Genomic DNA, 17,094 nt, shown 5'->3' with positions numbered 1-17,094 from the left:
TCAGCGGAGGCTACGGGCCAGGAATCCGCCCGCGACGATGCCGATCGCGCACACGAGGGCGAGGGACCAACACGTCGTCATGAGTGCGTCGGACTGCAAGGACAGGAACAGGGTTCCGAAGACTGTCACGCCGCCGACCTGGCTCAGTTGGATCGTGGTGGTGAGGATGCCGCTCGCGTCGGCTGCTCTGGTCAAGGGGACGTGGGTCAGCGCCTGGGTGACGAGTGGGCTTGCGGACAGGCCCATGCCTGCGCCGGCGACTACCAGCGCCGGCCACAGGAGCGAACCCGCGCCCAGCTCAGTGAGCCCGATGCCGGCGTAGCCGAGGGTGCAAAGAGCAAGGCCGGTGGGAACGACCAGGTGATGCATCCGGCTCGGGAGAGCCCGCCAGAAGTACCCGACCAGGCCGAACGTCGTGGCGAAGGGGAGCCAGGTCAGGCCGGCGTGCAGAGCGGATTCGCCGAGACCGGCCTGCAGATGCAGGGTGAAGGCGAACATGAACCCGCCGACGGCCAGCAGCGTGCACGCGAGCGTCGTGATGCCCGCCGCCAGGCCGCGAGCGCGCAGTACGTCGAGGTTGAGCAGCGGGTCGCCGCCGCGGTCGGCGAGCCGGCGCTCGACCCGGACGAAGACCACCGCGACAACCAGACCTGCGGCGAAGCAGCCGAAGGTCCAGCGCGGCCAACCGAGCTCGTGCCCGATCACCATCGGCAGCACGATGAGGAGTACGGCGCAGGTCGACAGCACCAGCCCGGTGAGGTCGAGACGACGCGTACCCGTCGGCCGGTCTGCCGGCACCAGTCGCGGGACCAGTACCGCGAGACAGATACCAACGGGGACGTTGATCAGGAAGACCGGGCGCCAGTGGGTTCCGAACAGGTTTGCGCCGACGAGGAGACCGCCCAGGACGAGGCCGGCCACCTGGCCGGCGGACAGCGTCGCGCCGTACGCGGACAGGGCCTTGGCGCGGGCCGGGCCGGCGAAGTGGGTCTGGATCACGCTGATGATCTGAGGCACCATCACCGCCGCCGCGATGCCTTGGCCGAAGCGGCAGATCACCAGCGGCAGGATCGCCGGCGCCAGGCCGCAGGCGAGCGACGCAAGCGTGAACAGCACCACACCGATCAGATACATCCGGCGGCGGCCGTAGAGGTCGCCGAGCCGGGCCCCGGTGATCAGTGTCATGGCGTACGCCACCATGTAGCCGCCGACGACCAGTTGTAGCCAGGCGCCGGAGGCGTGCAGGTCGGTGCCGATGGTCGGCATCGCGACATTCACGACGGAGGTGTCCAGCAGCGCCATGAACTGGCCGATCAGCAACACGGCCAGCATCAGCCCGCGTCGAGCTACCTGCGCCGGCCGGTCGGTCATCGCAGGGGTCATCGCAGTGGTCATCGGGGTCTCCTTCGTCAGCTCGGGACGTGGGTATGTACCTGGCGCCGCCGACAGATTCATCGCCGGCGGAGCGATGACTTTCCGGCCGCCGCGCGGTACGTACCTGCACAGACCCCGAACAGTGGGAGGCTCGCGCCGTGGACCGTGACGACTTCGACCAGCAGGTGGCGCCGTACCGGCGTGAGTTGCTGGCACACTGCTACCGGATGCTCGGATCGGTGCACGATGCGGAAGATCTGGTCCAGGAGACCTTCCTGAGGGCATGGCGTGCGATCGACAGGTACGACGCGGAGCGCGCCTCCCTCCGGACCTGGCTGTACCGGATTGCGACCAATGCCTGCCTCACCGCACTGAAAGGCCGCGGACGACGCGCGTTGCCGTCAGGCCTGGTAGCGCCTACGACCGACACCCAGGTTCCGATCGAGCTGGCGCTGGACGTGCCGTGGCTGCAGCCGTTCCCGACGACCGGCGATCCGGCGGCGGCGCTGGCGGCACGGGGGAGTCTGCGGCTCGCGCTGGTTGCCGCGATGCAGTACCTGCCCGCTCGGCAACGGGCGGTGCTGGTACTGCGGGATGTCCTGGACTGGTCGGCCGCCGACGTCGCGGAGGCGCTGGAGACCACGCCGGCGTCGGTGAACAGTGCGCTGCAGCGTGCCCGCGCACGCCTGGCCGAGATTGATGTCAAGGAGGACGACGTCGACGAGCCCACCGACAAAGAGATCAAGGCGATCGTCGACGACTACGTGCGGGCGTTCGAGGCGGCCGACGTACAGGGGCTCAGCAGGTTGCTGGCCGAGCGGGTCGTGCTGGAGATGCCCCCGGCGCCGCTGTGGTTCGTCGGGCGGGACGCGTACGGCGAATTCATCGAGCGGGTCTACGCGATCCGCGGCCCGGCCTGGCGGATGCTCCCCACCGCCGCCAACGACCAGCCCGCCGTCGGCGCCTACGCGCGCGCCGACGACGGGCGGTATCACGCCCACACGCTGCAGGTGTTCACCGTCGGGAAGGCCGGGATCACCCACAACATCACGTTCTTCGACCAGAGCCTCTTCGAGTACTTCGGGCTGCCGTTAGACCTCGAATGAGATCCAGCTGTCCGACGGCGCGTCCGGCTTCCCGGGGATCGGCCGCAGCTCCTCCTTCCACGCGTCGCCCGACATCGCCGCGCCGACCCGCCGCCAGAAGCTGACAGCGATCGCGTTGTTGGCCTGAAAGGCGACCTCGCACGGCCCGGGGTGGTGGCTCAGCACCTCCTGGACCGCTGCCAGACCGATGCCCTGCCGACGCACCGGACGGACCAGGAAGAACGCGTTCAGCACATGCACCGGCTGCTGCAGTGCACGCATGAAGCAGAAGCCGACCGGGTTCTCACCGGTCCAGATCAGGTACCCCGCCCACTCCGGATCCCCGGTGAGCACCTTCTCCAGCCACTCCGACCGGTAGGTCCCGTCCGCGGCCGGCAGCTGGCCTTGGAACTCGGACAGGTCATGACGGAAGAGCAGCCACAACCGCTCCATCAAAGCCCGGTCGGACGGCTCCACACGACGTACGAACACGCGGATCTCCTCACTTGTTCTGCCCCTGAAACGCAGAAAAGCCTCCCGCGGACAGCGGAAGGCTTACTGCGGAACAGTTTACCGTGCGACGGTCTCCCCGGCGAAGTGGTTACGGGGTGGCGCTGCCGCCGTACACGGCGATCTTGTAGTCCGTGACGGCGAGCGCGAGCTGCAGCTCGCGGAGCTGCTTCTGGATCCGGTCGCGGTGCTCCTGCATGAGCGCGAGCCGCTCCGGTTCGGTGTCCTTGCCCTGGTCGACCAGGTCGACGTAGTGGCTGATCATCGCGACCGGCATACCGGATGCCCGCAGCCGGCTGATGAACTGGATCCGGGCCATCGCCTGCGGGTCGTAGCTGCGGTAGCCGGAGTCGTCGCGCTTGACGCCGACCAGGCCGATCCGTTCGTAGTACCGCAGCGTGTGCGCGGTGAGACCGGTGAGCTCGGCAGCCTCGGCGATGGACAGCTGCTCCGGCAGGTCCTCCGGGAGCTCCAGCAGGAAGGACAGCTCCGGATCGATCGGCTCGGGCTCCCGGTAGTGCTCCAGGACGGCCTGCGTCCGGGTCGGTGCGGTCAGGACCTGGTTCATGTCGTCGACCGTACGCCTTGGAGCGCACTCGAAGGCAACTGTGACCTGGGCCACGCAGTCGCTCCAGGCTACGAGCGCCGGCAGTCCTGGCAGGTGCCGAAGATCTCCAGCGTGTGGCTGATGTCGGTGTAGCCGTGCTCGGCGGCGACCTTGTCGGCCCAGCGCTCGACGGCCGGGCCTTCGACCTCGACGGTGCGGCCGCAGCTACGGCAGACCAGGTGGTGGTGGTGACCTTTCGAGCAGCGCCGGTACGCCGTCTCGCCGTCGGCCGTCCGCAGTACGTCGACCTCCCGCGAGTCTGCGAGCGCCTGGAGGGTCCGGTAGACGGTGGTCAGGCCGACGTTCTCGCCGGCGGTCCGGAGCTCCTGGTGCAGCTCCTGCGCGGTCCGGAAGTCGTCGACCTTGTCCAGCGCGGACGCCACCGCCGCACGCTGCCGCGTCGAACGGGTCCCGATCGCCACCTTGTCTCCTGTCATCTCCTCCACCACCCCTCAAGTCTCTCAGAAGTCAGCAAGCTAGTGCTCGTCCCAATGGTCGCCGTGCGCGGCATGCAGATGACCGTCGTGGACGTAGTCGACATGGTCGCCGTGGTCGACCTTCTTGTGGCCGCAAGCCTGGCTGTGGGCGTGCGGGTGGCCCGCGCTGACCACATGTGGCTCCGGTGCGGGTACGCCGATCTCCGGCTCCTCGTCCGCGAGCGGCCGCATCCGTCCGGACCGCCGCCTCAGTACCGTGCCGACCGTCGCCGCCACCACGAACCCGGCCAGCGCCAACACGACGATCGTCGCGCCGGGAGCGACGTTGGCGTTGTACGACGTCACGATCCCGGCCAGGCAGGCCACGACACCGATCACGCACGCCGTGACGAACGTACTGCGGAACGACCGCGTCACCTGCTGCGCCGTCGCGACCGGGACCACCATGAGCGCACTGACCAGCAGCAGGCCGACAGTCCGCATCGCCACGGTCACGGTGACCGCAGCCATCACCGCGATGAGCAGGTTGAGCAGCTGCACCCGGAGTCCCGTCGTACGAGCGAACTCCTCGTCCTGGCACACCGCGAACAGCTGCGGGCCTAGCCCGATCGCAATCACCAGAACCGTGACAGCAAGACCAACCACGACGTACAGGTCGCTCTGCGACACAGTGGTGAGCGAGCCGAACAGGTAGGTGTTCAGCGTCGCCGCACCCTGACCAGCTAGGCCGATGAGCAGGACACCACCAGCGATACCGCCGTAGAAGAGCAGGGCCAGCGCTACGTCCCCAGTGGCCTTGCCGCGCGCGCGGACCAGCTCGATGGCGGTCGCTCCGGCAATGGACACGAGCACTGCGGTGAGCACCGGCGCGGTGCCAGTGAGCAGACCGAGTGCCACGCCAGTGATGGCGATGTGACCGATGCCGTCACCCATCAGTGATAGCCGCCGCTGCACCAGATAGGTCCCGATCGCCGGTGCGGAGAGGCCAGTGAGCAGTCCGGCGATCAGTGCCCGCTGCATGAAGGCCAGCTCGAACATGGTCATGACAGCCACCCCGGCTCGTCGTCCTGGTGCGAGTGGTGGACATGTGCGTGCGTCTGCGAGGCATGCGGCGGTCCGTCGTACACGATGCGGCCGCGGCGCATCACCACCGAGCGGTCGATCAGGGCATCCATCGGTCCGAGGTCGTGGCTCACCATCATCACCGTCGTACCGCGCTCGACCCGCTCCCGGATCGCGTCGGCGAAGATCTGCTGGCTGGCCAGGTCCACACCAGCGGTCGGCTCGTCCAGGATGAGCAGGTCGGGGTCGGACACCAGGGCGCGGGCGATCAGCACTCGCTGCTGCTGCCCACCGGACAGCTCAGCGACCGCGTCCTTGCGCCGGTCGGCCATGTCGACGACCGACAGCGCCTGCTCGATCGCCTCCTTGCCGGCGGCCCCTAGTGGCCCGAAGAGCCGCCGCTTGGACAGCAGCCCGGACGACACCACCTCATACACAGTTGCCGGTACGCCGCCGGCCGCGGTAATGCGCTGCGGCACGTACCCGACGCGGCGCCACTGGCGGAAGCGGGGGACCGGCGTACCGAACAGGCGGACCTCGCCGCGGGCCGCCGGGAGCAGTCCGACGATGGTGCGGATCAGTGTGGACTTGCCGGAGCCGTTGGTGCCGAGAACGGCCACCACCTCGCCCTGGCGGACCCTGAGGTCGATACCCCGCAGCACGAGCCGACCGCCCAGGTCGACCGAGAGATCGGCGACCTGGACGGCGTTGGCGTCTGGAGAAGTCACGAGCAGCCGTTCGCCTTCCGCAGCTCCTGCAGGTTGGTCTGCATGAGCGTCAGGTACGTTTCCTTCGAGTTGGCGTCGGACAGGCCCTCGATCGGGCTGAGTACGGCGGTCCGTACGCCGACGTCGTGGGCGATCGTGTCGGCCACCTTCGGACTGACCAGCTCCTCGGAGAAGATGGTCGTCACGTGCTGGGCCCGCACGATGTCCTGCACCTCCTTGATCCGCGCCGGGGACGGCTCCGCGTCCGGCGCGAACCCGGCGATGCCGATCATCGTCAGACCGTATCGCTTCGCCAGGTAGGCGAACGCCTCGTGACTCGTCACGAAGGTCTTGAGTTTGCAGTCGGCCAGACCGGTCTTGTACTCCGTGTCGAGCTTGCCGATCTGGTCCAGCAGCATCTTGGCCCGCTCGTGGTACGCCGTGGCGTTGGCGCTGTCCACCGCCGCCAGCTTCTCCTCGACCGCCTTGACGACATCGCCGTACCGGACCGGGTCCAGCCAGAAGTGCGGGTCGAGCGCGTCGTCCTTGTGTGCGGCCGGGGCCGCGGCGCCGGGCTCGTGCTCCTCGAAGTCGGCGCCGGTGGCCTCGAGCTTCGCGGCCGGGGCGACGTCGAAGGCGGCGTCCTTCGCGTTCTGCTCGACGGCCTCGTCGACGGCCGGCTGCAGGTTCTTCTCGTAGACGACCAGCTTCGCGCTCGCGATCGACCCGACCTGCTTCGGTGTCAGCTCCAGGTCGTGCGGCTCGACACCGGGCGCGGTCAGCGTGGTCACGTTCACCGCGTCGCCCCCCACTGAGCGGGCGATGAACTCGAGCGGGTAGAACGAAGTGACGACGTCGAGCTTGCCGTCACCCTCAGCGCCCGCCGGACCAGCACAGCCGGCCACGGTGAGGGCGGCCAGGGCAGCGACGCCGGCGACGACAGCTCGAAGACCAGATCTCATGACAATCATTTTCATTTAACTGGAGATGATTGTCAAAACAGGGAGTTCACCGATGGCCAGCCGCAACGTCGGGCGCCGGCGCGCAGACCACCGTGCCACCACCCGGGGCAACCGCCGCCGCACGCTGGAAATTCCGCAGGGTCACGGGCATGGTCACGGGCACGGTCACGGGGACCATGTGGTCGACACCTCGGTGGTGAACTCGGACGCGATCGTCGCCCGGCGCGTCCGGATCGTGGTCGCCGCGGTCCTGATCCCACTGATCACGGCCGCCGTCGTGATGATGATCGTGCTCTGGCCGGGCGGCGGCGTGAAGGTCACGTCGTACCAGACGAACACCGCGCGGGGTGAGGTCACCGCGATGAAGGTCTGCCCGGACCCGAAGGACAAGTGCGACCTGGCGACGGTGAAGCTGGACAACGGGCCGGACAAGGGGAAGGCGGTCCCGGTCCAGGTGCCGACGGCCGCAGGCACCACATTCCCGATCAAGGTCGGCCAGACGGTGATGCTCGGGGTGCAGGACGGCGCACCGCTGGACCAGAAGTACCAGTACGTCGACCACGACCGGACCAAGCCGCTGCTGATTCTCGCGGTGATCTTCGCGATCGCGGTCGTCGCACTGTCCCGGTGGCGCGGATTCGCGGCGCTGATCGCGCTCGCGGTGACGGCGGTGATGCTGACCCAGTTCATCCTGCCGGCGATCCTCAAGGGGTCGAACCCGCTGGTGGTGGCGGTGGTCGGGGGAGCGGTGATCATGACGATCGCGGTGTTCCTGACGCACGGGATCAACGCCGAGTCGTCGATCGCGCTGGCCGGGACGATCGCCGCGCTCGGGCTGACTGTGCTGCTCGGGTGGTTCTTCACCAAGTTCTCGATGCTGAGCGGGCTCGCGGCCGAGGGCGCGTCCCAGGCCAAGTCGTTCGCGCCGAACCTGAGTCTGACCGGTCTGCTGGTGGCCGGGATGGTGATCGGTGCGCTCGGGGTGCTGGACGACGTGACGGTGACGCAGGCGGCCGCGGTGTGGGAGCTGTCCGCCGCCAACCCGGGAGCGAGCCGGCGCGAACTGCTGGCCGCGGGACTGCGGATCGGGCGCACACACGTCGCCTCGGTCGTGAACACTCTGGTCCTCGCGTACGCCGGGGCCGCGATGCCGGTGCTGATCGTGTTCGCGATCCAGGACCTGCCCGGGCTGTCCGTCATCTCCACCGAGGCGGTCGCGATCGAGGTCGTCCGCGGACTCGTCGGCAGTCTCGGCATCATCGCCGCCGTACCGCTCACGACCGCGCTGGCCGCGATGGCTGTCGCGGACCGGTCGCGCGACCTCGTGGCCGAGGCCGAACACCTGTAGGGCAGCCCTTCCACCCGAGCCGTTGGCCTCCTAGAGTGCAAGTAGGTCACGGAGAGTCCGCCCACGATTACCTTCGGTGGCCGTACGGGGTGAGGAGAGAGGATGAGGTTCCGTCATCGGGACGGTTCGACCGTCCATTTGGGGTACTGCGCGACCGTGCACCCGGCCGCGGAGCTCGACGGGGTGATCGCCGGGCTCGACGGCTGCGCGGGCCTGGTCCGCGCGGAGCTCGGCGTACCGAAACTCGGGGTCGGGCTGTGGTTCGCGAGCCCGCTCGCCGACCGGTTGGCCAACTCGCCGGTGGCGCTGAACAAGCTGCGCCGGTCGCTGCACAAGAACCGGCTCGAGGTCGTCAGCCTGAACGGCATCGCGCACTCGGCGTTCACGGACAAGGTCGTCGGCACCAAGCTGTTCTGCCCGGACTGGACCGAGCCCGAGCGGCTGCGGTACACGCTGGACCTGGTCGACGTGCTGGCCGAGTTGCTGCCGACGGATTCGGCGTACGGCTCGGTGTCGACCGTGCCGCTCGCCTGGCGGGCCCCGTGGTCGCGGGTGCGCAACCGGGCCGCGCGGGAGGCGTTCGACCGAGTCGAGCAACACCTGGAGCGAACCGAGAACCGGACCGGTCGGACGATCCGGCTTGCTGTCGAGCCAGAGCCGGGCTGTGTGCTGGAGATGATCGGGCAGGCCGCTGCGTGGCTGGAGCGGTACTCCAGCCCGGACGGTGGTGCGTCGCGGATCGGGCTCGGGCTGGACGCTTGCCACCTGGGTGTGCAGTTCGAAGAACCGGCTGACTCGTTCGAGGCGCTGTGGCGAGCAGGGGTTGATGTGGTGAAGGCGCAGCTGTCCGTTGCGCCGACGCTGGTGGACCCCGGGGACCTGGCTGGGCGGTACGTGCTCGGCCAGCTCGGCACACCGAAGTACCTGCGGCAGGTGCGTGAGTGGGGTGGGCCGGGCGTGGACGACGTGGAGCAGGCCTATGAGCTGTCCGGCCACGCGGCCTGGCGGATGCACGCGCACCTGCCGGCTCACGAGGCGCCACCTGGTCCGCTGAGCTCGACTACCGCCGTACTGACGGACTGTCTGAGCAGGCTGGTCGGTGGTGGGCATCCGCTGACCCACCATCTGGAGTCAGAGGTCTATGCGTGGCCGGATGCGCCCAGAACCCAGCAACAGTTGGCGAAACGGATCGCCGGAGAGCTGGGGTGGCTGCGTGACCAGCTGACCGACCTAGGGCTGCGTGAGGTGCACTAGGTCGGAGTAGTCGGGGAGCTGGACGGACGTGAATGCCTTGCCGACCGAGTTCTGCGTCCAGATGAAGCGCTGGACCGACGTGGGCAGCTTGGGCAGCGTCGCTGCGGCCCAGGGCATGAGGCGCAGAGCCAGCGGTGTCCCGGGGATGATCGTCGCCATCAGCTTCGGACCGATGCCGAGGCTGCGGTGCACCAGTGGCCTGATCATCCGCTCGTAGTTCTTGAGTCCGGACGGTAGGTCGCTGCGGGCTGCCGCTAGCTCTCCGGCCAAGATGTACGCCGTCACCACAGCCAGACTCGTACCGCCTCCCACCGCCGGCCCGGGGCAGAACCCGGCATCGCCGACCAGTCCGATCCGCCCGCTCTGCCAATGGTCCAGGGTGATCTGGGCGATTCCGTCGAAGTAGAAATCCTCCGCCGCATCCAGGTGCTCCAGGAGCTGCGGCACCTTCCATCCGTAGTTCCTGAATCGCTTGTGGAGCAGAGCCTTCTGCTCGGCGCGGTCGTGGTAGTCGTACCGCAGTTCGGGCGAGCGGAAGAAGAACCCGGCACGGGTCTGCCCGGTCTGACGGACGCCGTAGACCCCGACCAGCGCGCCGACCGAGAGGTGCGCGAGCGTGCGGTTCCCGGTGTCGAACACGTCCGGCATCGAGAACACCGCAAGGTACCCGCCGAGGAACCGGCGCAGCGGCTCCTCCGGGCCGAAGGTGAGTCGACGGACGTTGGAGTGCAGGCCGTCCGCGCCGATGACGAGGTCGAAGCGGCGTTCGGTCCCGGAGTCGAACGTCACGTCGACACCGTTGCCGTCGTCGTCCAGCGCGGCGATCGAGTCGCCGAACAGGTACTCCGTGCGGTCGCGCGTGGCGTCGTACAGGACCTTGGTGAGCTCGCCGCGGAGGATCTCCACGTGGCTGTCGGAGATACCGGCGTACATCCGGCTCAGGTCGACCTCGACCGGCGGCTTGCCGAAGCGCTCGATCGTCATCGCGTCGAGCCGGGTGCGGGCCGCCTCGATCGCGTCCCAGCGACCCATCCGACGGGTCACCTCGGCCGCCGAGCCGAACAGGTCGACGGCGTGCCCGCCGAGCCCGTGCCGCATCGCCGGGGTGCGCTCGACGACTGTCGGCTCGAAGCCGTAGCGGTGCAGCCAGTAGGCGAGCACGGGACCGGCCACGCTCGCACCGGAGATCAGGACCTTCATCCGACGCTCCCTGGGATTCGTTTACTTAACGGAAGGTAAGCAAATCGCCGCGGTGTTGTCAACGGTTTACTTACCGGAAGGTCAGTTAAACTCCGGGGTATGCCGAGACAACGGACCGGTGACACCCGGGCGCGGATCCAGCAGGCCGCGCTCGAGCTGTTCGGCGTGCGCGGGGTGAAGGAGACCAGCCTGCGCGACATCGCCGAGCGGCTCGGCGTCACCAAGCCCGCGCTCTACTACCACTTCGCGTCCCGCGAGGACCTGCTGAACAGCCTGGTCCAGCCGATGATCGAGGACTTCGAGGCGTACGCCGCGGCGCAGGAGGCGGCTGCCCCGCTCGATCCGCGCGAGCTGTTGGGCTCGTACTTCGATCTCGCCTACAAGCACCGCCGGCTGATCCAGCTGATGATTCGCGACCTCGCCGTACTGACCGAGCTCAAGCTGGCCGGCCGGTTCATGGAGTGGCGCGGGCGCGTGACGGTCCTGCTGATCGGCCACCAGCCGTCGATCGACGAACGGATCCGCGGGATGGTCTCCCTGGGCGGGCTGTCCGACTGCGCGGTCATGTTCGACGACGTCCCCGAAGCTGAGCTCCGGGAGCTGGCCGTCGCGGCCGCCTACGACAGCCTGGGCCGCGGCTGATCAGCCGTTGGCGATTCGAGACACGGCGAACAGCAGGATCACCAGGATCGAGAAGATCCGCAGGAACTTGGGCCCGGTCGTCACCGCCGGCCAGCTCAGGAACGCCAACCACCCCAGCAGCAACGCCAGCAACAGCAACGCCGGCACCCCCACCACCACCGGGGCGAAGACCCCGGCCAGTGCCAGCACCAAAGTGATCCCCGGCAACGTCAACTTCGGCGCCGCATGCAGCTTGGCCACATACGGGTAACTGGCCTTGGTCAACCGCTGCCGCAACGAACTCACCGGCTGACTACTGGGGGAACTCATGAGCCCATTGTTCCAGGTCCTAAGGTATGGCTCGTGTTCGTGGTGATCAGGTTCCGGGTGCCGGAGGCCGAGCAGGCGGAGTTCGGGGAGCGGGCCCGGGGTGCGGTCGAGGTGCTGGCGCGGCAGAAGGGGTTCGTGGGGGCTCGGTTGGGGTGGAACGTCGATGACCCTGAGTTGGTGGCCTTGTACCTGGAGTTCGAGAACATCGGGTCGTACCGGCGGGCGCTGTCGCCGTACGACGTGAAGTTGACCGCCGTACCGCTGCTGTCGCAGGCAATCGACGAGCCGACGGCGTACGAAGTGCTGCCGCTCTAGGATCGATTCGATGGGTGCCGCCCTGGACCGATAGCCTGGTCTCTTCCGTACCCGAACTGTGCCCGCTTTCTGGAGTCCAAAAGTGCCCGTGGAAACCGTCGATGCCGTCGTCAGCCTCAGCAAGCGGAGAGGCTTCGTGTACCCGTGCGGCGAGATCTACGGCGGTACCAAGTCGGCCTGGGACTACGGACCGCTCGGCGTCGAGCTGAAGAACAACATCCGCACCCAGTGGTGGCGCGCGATGGTGACCAGCCGGGACGACATCGTCGGCCTGGACTCCTCGGTGATCCTGCCGACCAAGGTCTGGGAGGCCTCCGGCCACCTGTCCGAGTTCGTCGACCCGCTGACCGAGTGCCAGTCCTGCCACAAACGGTTCCGTGACGATCACCTGCGCGAGGACTACGCCCGGCGGAAGAACAAGGACGCCGACGACGTCAAGCTGGCTGAGATCGCCTGCCCGAACTGCGGGAACAAGGGCACCTTCACCGAGCCGCGGATGTTCAACGGCCTGCTCAAGACCTACCTCGGCCCGGTCGAGTCCGAGGAGGGCCTGCACTACCTCCGCCCGGAGACCGCGCAGGGCATCTTCATCAACTTCGCGAACGTGATGGGCACCGCCCGGAAGAAGCCGCCGTTCGGCATCGCCCAGGTCGGCAAGAGCTTCCGCAACGAGATCACCCCGGGCAACTTCATCTTCCGGACCCGCGAGTTCGAGCAGATGGAGATGGAGTTCTTCGTCGAGCCCGGGTCGGACGAGGAGTGGCACGAGTACTGGCTGAAGGCCCGCTGGGACTGGTACGTCGGCCTCGGCCTGAACCCGGACAACATGCGCCGCTACGAGCACCCGAAGGAGAAGCTGAGCCACTACTCGAAGCGCACCGTCGACATCGAGTACAAGTTCAACTTCGGCGGCAAGGAGTTCGACGAGCTCGAGGGCATCGCGAACCGCACCGACTTTGATCTGACCACGCATTCCAAGCACTCCGGCGCCGACCTGTCGTACTTCGACCAGGAGAAGGGTGAGCGCTGGACGCCGTACGTGATCGAGCCGGCGGCCGGCCTGACCCGCAACGTGCTCGCGTTCCTGCTCGATGCGTACACCGAGGACGAGGCGCCGAACGCCAAGGGCGGCGTGGACAAGCGGACGGTGCTGCGCTTCGACCCGCGGCTGGCCCCGGTCAAGGCCGCCGTGCTCCCGCTGTCCCGCAATGCCGACCTCTCGCCGAAGGCGCGCGACCTGGCCGGCGAGCTGCGCCAGAACTGGAACGTCGACTTCGACGACGCGGGCGCGATCGGCCGCCGGTACCGCCGGCAGGACGAGATCGGGACGCCGTACTGCATCACCGTCGACTTCGACACCCTCGAGGACAACGCGGTGACGATCCGCGAGCGCGACTCGATGAAGCAGGAGCGGGTCGCGCTGTCCGAGGTGACCGGCTACCTCGCACAGCACCTGGTGGGTTGCTGACGATGTTCCTGACGCGGGAGCGGATTCGCTTCGGGCTGGCTGTTTTCGGGGTGTCGGCGCTGGCGGTGTTTCTGCTGTCGGCGTGCTCGGACAGCAAGCCTTCGGCGGGCACGTCCCCGTCTTCCGGCAGCACGCCGCCTACGACCAGCGCTCCGATCCCGACCGCGTCGACGCCGTCGCTGACTCCGCTGCCCACACCGTCGAAGCCGTGGCCGACGCCCAAGGTCACCGGAGCACCTGCCGACGATGCTCCGCTGGCGTCGCGGATCCGTTTTGCGATCTCCAAGCAGGCGCAGATCGCGGCCGGCAAGGCGGCGACCACCACGGTCAACTGCCCGGGGATCGACAAGGTCGAGACGGCCGGCCACCACGAGCTCAAGTGCACGGTGACGTACGCCGGGAAGTCGTACAGCGGCACGTTGACGGTCGACGCGAAGCAGTACTCCGCGTCGTACAAGTTCACGTCGGACTCGGTGGCGATCGTCCGGGCGAAGGTGGTCGACGCCGTCCAGCGCTCCGTCACGGATGCGGCGAAGGTGACCTGCACGATGGATGATGTTGCCGTGGTCAAACATTCCGGCGAGCCGATCGGCTGCGACGTGACGACGACGGCGAACGCGGTCCAGCCGTACAAGGCGCAGGTCTCCGGCAACGGCCAGGTGCTGGTGGCGAAGGCCTGATGCTGCGGCTGGGTGGGCTCACGATCGAGACGCCGGTGGTGCTGGCGCCGATGGCCGGCATCACGAACGCGGCGTACCGGCAGCTGTGCGCCGAGCAGGGCGCCGGGCTGTACGTCTGCGAGATGATCACCTCCCGCGGCATCGTCGAGGGCGACCAGAAGTCGTTGGACATGCTGACGTTCGCTGACAGCGAGACCGTGCGCTCGGTGCAGCTGTACGGCGTGGACCCGACGTACATCGGGCGGGCGGTGCAGATCCTCTGTGACTCCTACGGTGTCGCCCATATCGATCTGAACTTCGGCTGCCCGGTGCCGAAGGTGACGCGCAAGGGCGGTGGCGCTGCGCTGCCGTGGAAGCGGAACCTGCTCGGCGCGATCCTGCGGTCCGCGGTACATGCGGCGACGCCGTACGGCGTACCTGTGACGATGAAGACGCGGATCGGGATCGACGCCGACCACCAGACCTACCTCGACGCCGGGCGGATCGCTGCCGACTCCGGCGCGGCCGCGATCGGGCTGCACGGGCGGACGGCGGCGCAGGCGTACTCCGGCCAGGCGGACTGGACGAAGATCGCCGAGCTGGTCGAGCACGTGGACATCCCGGTCCTCGGCAACGGTGACATCTGGGAAGCCGGCGACGCGCTCCGGATGGTCGCCGAAACCGGCTGCGCCGGCGTGATCGTCGGCCGCGGCTGCCTGGGCCGCCCCTGGCTCTTCCGCGACCTGGCCGCAGCCTTCGCCGGCGCCGAAGCCCTCAACCTCCCCACCTTGGGTGAGGTAGCGGTCGTCATGCGCCGCCACGGTGAACTCCTCGCCGACCTGATGGGGGAGCAGCGCGGCCTCCGCGACTTCCGCAAACACGTCCCCTGGTACCTCAAAGGCTTCCCCGCCGGCGGCGAACTCCGCGCCGCCCTCGGCATGGTCGACTCCCTGGCCCACCTGGACGACCTGCTAGCCCAACTGGACCCCACCGTCCCCTTCCCGGTCGCCGAACTAGGCGCCCCCCGAGGCCGCCAAGGCAGCCCCCGGAACCACGTAGTCCTCCCCGAAGGCTGGCTGAACGACACCGACGGCCTAACCACAGACCTAACCGCCGCCGAACTAGGCATCTCCGGCGGCTAACAGCCCCACCGCGGCGGACACCCCTCAGACCCGGAGCTCCCGCACGAGGGGATAACCCCTTGAGTTGAGGGTTCTCCGATGGTGTGCAAGGGGAGAAGGCTCAACTCCAGGGGTTAACCCCTCATGCAGTCAGACGGGTAGGTGCTGGAGGTCGGCGAGGGACGTGATTCGTACGGCGTTTTCGTCGGGTGTTGGTGGTTCGAAGTCGGTGAGGTGTTGGTCTAGTACTGCGTCGGACACGTCTTGGCGGTGTGGGGCGTGGCGGTTGTTCGCGTGTCGTTGGCGGATCGTTGTGTGGTCTACCTCGACGTACAGCAGCACGAATCGGGCTCCTGTTTGCGTGGCCAATGCGCGCCAGGCGTCGCGCAGGAAGCGGGGTGAGCTGGTGTCGTCGACGATCACCGCGGTGCCTGTCGCCAACAGGTCGCGCACTTCGGCGACGGCCAGGGTGTGGGTCCGCTGCCATTCCTCGACCGGGATCCCGTCCCCGCCCCACAATCCGCGGCGCTCGTTGATCTCGTCCAGGCTCACGATCGTCGCCGACAGGCGCGCGGCGAGCTCGCGCGCTACCGTGCTCTTTCCCGAGAACGACGTGCCGCACATCAGCACCAGGAGCGTCATCGACCAAAGGTTACATACCGACCTTCTGGTGGGTGGGTTCGACGACCAGGACCTGGCGTTCGTGGTCTCGGGGGTACTTGAGGTCGATGTACTTCGCGACCAGGGCGTCGATGATTTCCCAGGCCTCGTCGCCTTCGAGCCAGTCGACGACGCGGCCGCGGATGGCGATCGGCTGGAACGGGTTGTCGGCGGGGACGATGGAGAGGGCGAGGCGGGGATCGCGGCGGAGGTTGCGGGCCTTGCGCATCGTCGGGCCGGTGAAGAAGACGATGTGGTCGCCGCGGGTGCCGGCGTACACGGGTGTGCTGTGCGGGGAGCCGTCGGGCAGGACCGTGGCGAGGTGGGCGTAGGCGGGGCCGTCCAGGACTTGGCGGATGGCTGGGTCGAGCATGAGCGAGTCCTCTCAGCGGGGGTTGGTCTTGCGCCAGGCGAGGTAGTCGGCCACCGCCTCGGTGAGGGTGAAGGCCGGGGTGAAGCCGGTGTCCGCGGTGAGGCGGGTGATGTCCAAGAACGGCTCCAGTTGGCCGCCGGGGACTACGGGCTGGTTCAGGGCGTCGGCCAGCTCGCGGTTGGTGAACGGCCGGCCGCTGGAGACGTTGTACGTGCGGTGGTTCAACGTCTGCGCGGTGACGAGGAGGGCGATCGCGCGACCCATGTCAGGGGCGTAGCACCAGTCGCCGCCACCGTCCGCGGTCAGCGTCAAGGCAGGCGACTCGCCGCGGAGTACGGCGGAGACGAACGGCGGGATCGGGCTGAAGATCGATTCGGGGTCCATTAGCGGACCCCACGTCGAGCCGATGCGGAGCACGACCGGTTGGACGCCGGTACCGGCGAGGCTGTGCGTGGTCAGCGGCTCGACGGCCTTCTTGAACGCGACGATGTGGTGCGGGAGGTCGGCGGTCGGGAGCGCGAGCCCTTCGTGCCAAGGGGATTCGTCCTGCCCGATGTACACGCCGATGCTGCTGGCGACGGCAAACCGCCGTACTCCCCAGGCCCGCGCGGCGTCCAGCGCGTTCAGCAGTCCGGTCGTGTCGTGGCGGAAGTACGAGACCGGATCGTCGCCGGGAATGCTCCCCGCCAGATGCACGATCGCCGCAATCTCCCGACCCTTGCCCATGGCAAGGAACGCCTCCCGGTCGGTGACGTCCAGCTGCTCCACCGCGACGGAGGTCCCATCGAAGAACGAAGGTACGTCGGTCTGCCGGTACGACGTGACGACCACCTGCTCGCCCAGCTCCGCCAGCGCCCGCGCGGTATGCGCCCCGATCATCCCCAGCCCACCGGTCACAAGAATCATGCAGCGAACCTAGGCCCCACCCCCACACCCCCGCTTGAACGAATCACGCACAATCTGTTGACCAGACCCCTACCAAACACGCGACTTTCTCCGCA

20 protein-coding genes are annotated in these 17,094 nt (G+C 68.1%); 8 read left to right on the top strand and 12 right to left on the bottom strand.

What is annotated here, in order from left to right:
• A complete protein-coding gene (locus AB0E69_RS38635; RefSeq protein WP_360158506.1) occupies positions 1 to 1,395 on the bottom strand; it encodes an MFS transporter in 1,395 nt (464 codons plus the stop codon).
• A 137-nt stretch (positions 1,396 to 1,532) separates the two neighbouring features.
• Here AB0E69_RS38635 and AB0E69_RS38630 point away from each other — a divergent pair, with 137 nt between their 5' ends.
• On the top strand, positions 1,533 to 2,480 hold the full coding sequence (locus AB0E69_RS38630; protein ID WP_360158503.1) for a sigma-70 family RNA polymerase sigma factor: 948 nt from the start codon (positions 1,533 to 1,535) through the stop codon (positions 2,478 to 2,480).
• On the opposite strand, the gene AB0E69_RS38625 is transcribed toward AB0E69_RS38630, so the two are convergent.
• The 6 genes from AB0E69_RS38625 to AB0E69_RS38600 all read right to left on the bottom strand — a co-directional run bounded on the left by AB0E69_RS38625 (position 2,466) and on the right by AB0E69_RS38600 (position 6,744).
• Positions 2,466 to 2,951 carry a GNAT family N-acetyltransferase gene (locus AB0E69_RS38625; protein ID WP_360158500.1) on the bottom strand — a complete coding sequence of 162 codons (486 nt, stop codon included), beginning with the start codon at positions 2,949 to 2,951 and terminating at the stop codon, positions 2,466 to 2,468. The two genes, AB0E69_RS38630 and AB0E69_RS38625, sit on opposite strands and share 15 nt — an antisense overlap.
• 109 nt (positions 2,952 to 3,060) lie before the next feature.
• Complete coding sequence (locus AB0E69_RS38620) at positions 3,061 to 3,537, bottom strand: MerR family transcriptional regulator (RefSeq protein ID WP_360158497.1); 477 nt, start codon at positions 3,535 to 3,537, stop codon at positions 3,061 to 3,063.
• A 68-nt stretch (positions 3,538 to 3,605) separates the two neighbouring features.
• Positions 3,606 to 4,013 carry a Fur family transcriptional regulator gene (locus AB0E69_RS38615; RefSeq protein ID WP_360158494.1) on the bottom strand — a complete coding sequence of 136 codons (408 nt, stop codon included), beginning with the start codon at positions 4,011 to 4,013 and terminating at the stop codon, positions 3,606 to 3,608.
• 39 nt (positions 4,014 to 4,052) lie between these two features.
• Positions 4,053 to 5,057 (bottom strand): metal ABC transporter permease, encoded by a 1,005-nt coding sequence (locus AB0E69_RS38610; RefSeq protein ID WP_360158491.1) that lies wholly within the window; start codon positions 5,055 to 5,057, stop codon positions 4,053 to 4,055.
• Positions 5,054 to 5,803 (bottom strand): metal ABC transporter ATP-binding protein, encoded by a 750-nt coding sequence (locus tag AB0E69_RS38605; RefSeq protein WP_360158488.1) that lies wholly within the window; start codon positions 5,801 to 5,803, stop codon positions 5,054 to 5,056. Before AB0E69_RS38605 ends, AB0E69_RS38610 begins: the two co-directional genes overlap by 4 nt.
• On the bottom strand, positions 5,800 to 6,744 hold the full coding sequence (locus tag AB0E69_RS38600; RefSeq protein ID WP_360158485.1) for a metal ABC transporter substrate-binding protein: 945 nt from the start codon (positions 6,742 to 6,744) through the stop codon (positions 5,800 to 5,802). Before AB0E69_RS38600 ends, AB0E69_RS38605 begins: the two co-directional genes overlap by 4 nt.
• Positions 6,745 to 6,796: 52 nt before the next feature.
• On the opposite strand from AB0E69_RS38600, the gene AB0E69_RS38595 reads away from it, so the two are divergent.
• Positions 6,797 to 8,092, top strand: a complete 1,296-nt coding sequence (locus AB0E69_RS38595) for a YibE/F family protein (protein ID WP_360158482.1) — start codon at positions 6,797 to 6,799, stop codon at positions 8,090 to 8,092.
• Between the two features lie 102 nt (positions 8,093 to 8,194).
• Complete coding sequence (gene eboE / locus AB0E69_RS38590) at positions 8,195 to 9,346, top strand: metabolite traffic protein EboE (RefSeq protein ID WP_360158479.1); 1,152 nt, start codon at positions 8,195 to 8,197, stop codon at positions 9,344 to 9,346.
• Here eboE and AB0E69_RS38585 read toward each other — a convergent pair.
• A complete protein-coding gene (locus tag AB0E69_RS38585; RefSeq protein ID WP_360158476.1) occupies positions 9,323 to 10,546 on the bottom strand; it encodes an FAD-dependent monooxygenase in 1,224 nt (407 codons plus the stop codon). The genes eboE and AB0E69_RS38585 overlap by 24 nt on opposite strands.
• A gap of 99 nt (positions 10,547 to 10,645) precedes the next feature.
• On the opposite strand from AB0E69_RS38585, the gene AB0E69_RS38580 reads away from it, so the two are divergent.
• Complete coding sequence (locus AB0E69_RS38580; protein ID WP_360158473.1) at positions 10,646 to 11,188, top strand: helix-turn-helix domain-containing protein; 543 nt, start codon at positions 10,646 to 10,648, stop codon at positions 11,186 to 11,188.
• Here AB0E69_RS38580 and AB0E69_RS38575 read toward each other — a convergent pair whose 3' ends face one another.
• The gene (locus tag AB0E69_RS38575; RefSeq protein WP_360158470.1) at positions 11,189 to 11,497 is read right to left on the bottom strand and encodes a DUF6703 family protein; all 309 of its coding nucleotides are present in this window, start codon (positions 11,495 to 11,497) and stop codon (positions 11,189 to 11,191) included.
• Positions 11,498 to 11,530: 33 nt separating this feature from the next.
• Between AB0E69_RS38575 and AB0E69_RS38570 the strand changes: the two genes are divergently transcribed.
• From AB0E69_RS38570 to dusB, 4 genes are all read left to right on the top strand, one after another.
• A complete protein-coding gene (locus AB0E69_RS38570) occupies positions 11,531 to 11,812 on the top strand; it encodes an antibiotic biosynthesis monooxygenase family protein (RefSeq protein ID WP_360158467.1) in 282 nt (93 codons plus the stop codon).
• An 82-nt stretch (positions 11,813 to 11,894) separates the two neighbouring features.
• Entirely contained in the window at positions 11,895 to 13,280 is a 1,386-nt protein-coding gene (locus AB0E69_RS38565; protein WP_360158464.1) for a glycine--tRNA ligase, read from the top strand.
• Positions 13,281 to 13,282: 2 nt separating this feature from the next.
• Positions 13,283 to 13,960 carry a hypothetical protein gene (locus AB0E69_RS38560; protein WP_360158461.1) on the top strand — a complete coding sequence of 226 codons (678 nt, stop codon included), beginning with the start codon at positions 13,283 to 13,285 and terminating at the stop codon, positions 13,958 to 13,960.
• Positions 13,960 to 15,081 (top strand): tRNA dihydrouridine synthase DusB, encoded by a 1,122-nt coding sequence (gene dusB, locus AB0E69_RS38555; protein WP_360158458.1) that lies wholly within the window; start codon positions 13,960 to 13,962, stop codon positions 15,079 to 15,081. Before AB0E69_RS38560 ends, dusB begins: the two co-directional genes overlap by 1 nt.
• A gap of 129 nt (positions 15,082 to 15,210) precedes the next feature.
• Here dusB and AB0E69_RS38550 read toward each other — a convergent pair whose 3' ends face one another.
• From AB0E69_RS38550 to AB0E69_RS38540, 3 genes are read right to left on the bottom strand one after another with little or no spacing between them, the layout of a single operon-like run.
• Positions 15,211 to 15,702, bottom strand: coding sequence for an ATP-binding protein (locus AB0E69_RS38550; RefSeq protein WP_360158455.1), 492 nt, complete (start codon positions 15,700 to 15,702; stop codon positions 15,211 to 15,213).
• Between the two features lie 10 nt (positions 15,703 to 15,712).
• The gene (locus tag AB0E69_RS38545; RefSeq protein WP_360158452.1) at positions 15,713 to 16,093 is read right to left on the bottom strand and encodes a PPOX class F420-dependent oxidoreductase; all 381 of its coding nucleotides are present in this window, start codon (positions 16,091 to 16,093) and stop codon (positions 15,713 to 15,715) included.
• Between the two features lie 12 nt (positions 16,094 to 16,105).
• On the bottom strand, positions 16,106 to 16,999 hold the full coding sequence (locus AB0E69_RS38540) for an NAD(P)-dependent oxidoreductase (protein ID WP_360158449.1): 894 nt from the start codon (positions 16,997 to 16,999) through the stop codon (positions 16,106 to 16,108).
• Between the last annotated feature and the right edge of the window lie 95 nt (positions 17,000 to 17,094).

The sequence above is a fragment of the Kribbella sp. NPDC026611 genome (assembly GCF_040638345.1).
GTDB lineage: Bacteria > Actinomycetota > Actinomycetes > Propionibacteriales > Kribbellaceae > Kribbella.
This window is presented reverse-complemented; position numbering and strand designations above follow the sequence as displayed.

What these genes read in the sequence shown, in the direction of transcription:
- AB0E69_RS38575 (WP_360158470.1), bottom strand. Translation starts at nt 11,497, where the DNA reads ATGAGTTCCCCCAGTAGTCAGCCGGTGAGTTCGTTGCGGCAGCGGTTG.
- AB0E69_RS38545 (WP_360158452.1), bottom strand. Translation starts at nt 16,093, where the DNA reads ATGCTCGACCCAGCCATCCGCCAAGTCCTGGACGGCCCCGCCTACGCC.
- AB0E69_RS38560 (WP_360158461.1), top strand. Translation starts at nt 13,283, where the DNA reads ATGTTCCTGACGCGGGAGCGGATTCGCTTCGGGCTGGCTGTTTTCGGG.
- AB0E69_RS38620 (WP_360158497.1), bottom strand. Translation starts at nt 3,537, where the DNA reads ATGAACCAGGTCCTGACCGCACCGACCCGGACGCAGGCCGTCCTGGAG.
- AB0E69_RS38610 (WP_360158491.1), bottom strand. Translation starts at nt 5,057, where the DNA reads ATGACCATGTTCGAGCTGGCCTTCATGCAGCGGGCACTGATCGCCGGA.
- AB0E69_RS38585 (WP_360158476.1), bottom strand. Translation starts at nt 10,546, where the DNA reads ATGAAGGTCCTGATCTCCGGTGCGAGCGTGGCCGGTCCCGTGCTCGCC.
- AB0E69_RS38550 (WP_360158455.1), bottom strand. Translation starts at nt 15,702, where the DNA reads ATGACGCTCCTGGTGCTGATGTGCGGCACGTCGTTCTCGGGAAAGAGC.
- AB0E69_RS38600 (WP_360158485.1), bottom strand. Translation starts at nt 6,744, where the DNA reads ATGAGATCTGGTCTTCGAGCTGTCGTCGCCGGCGTCGCTGCCCTGGCC.
- AB0E69_RS38615 (WP_360158494.1), bottom strand. Translation starts at nt 4,013, where the DNA reads ATGACAGGAGACAAGGTGGCGATCGGGACCCGTTCGACGCGGCAGCGT.
- AB0E69_RS38595 (WP_360158482.1), top strand. Translation starts at nt 6,797, where the DNA reads ATGGCCAGCCGCAACGTCGGGCGCCGGCGCGCAGACCACCGTGCCACC.
- eboE (WP_360158479.1), top strand. Translation starts at nt 8,195, where the DNA reads ATGAGGTTCCGTCATCGGGACGGTTCGACCGTCCATTTGGGGTACTGC.
- dusB (WP_360158458.1), top strand. Translation starts at nt 13,960, where the DNA reads ATGCTGCGGCTGGGTGGGCTCACGATCGAGACGCCGGTGGTGCTGGCG.
- AB0E69_RS38635 (WP_360158506.1), bottom strand. Translation starts at nt 1,395, where the DNA reads ATGACCACTGCGATGACCCCTGCGATGACCGACCGGCCGGCGCAGGTA.
- AB0E69_RS38540 (WP_360158449.1), bottom strand. Translation starts at nt 16,999, where the DNA reads ATGATTCTTGTGACCGGTGGGCTGGGGATGATCGGGGCGCATACCGCG.
- AB0E69_RS38580 (WP_360158473.1), top strand. Translation starts at nt 10,646, where the DNA reads ATGCCGAGACAACGGACCGGTGACACCCGGGCGCGGATCCAGCAGGCC.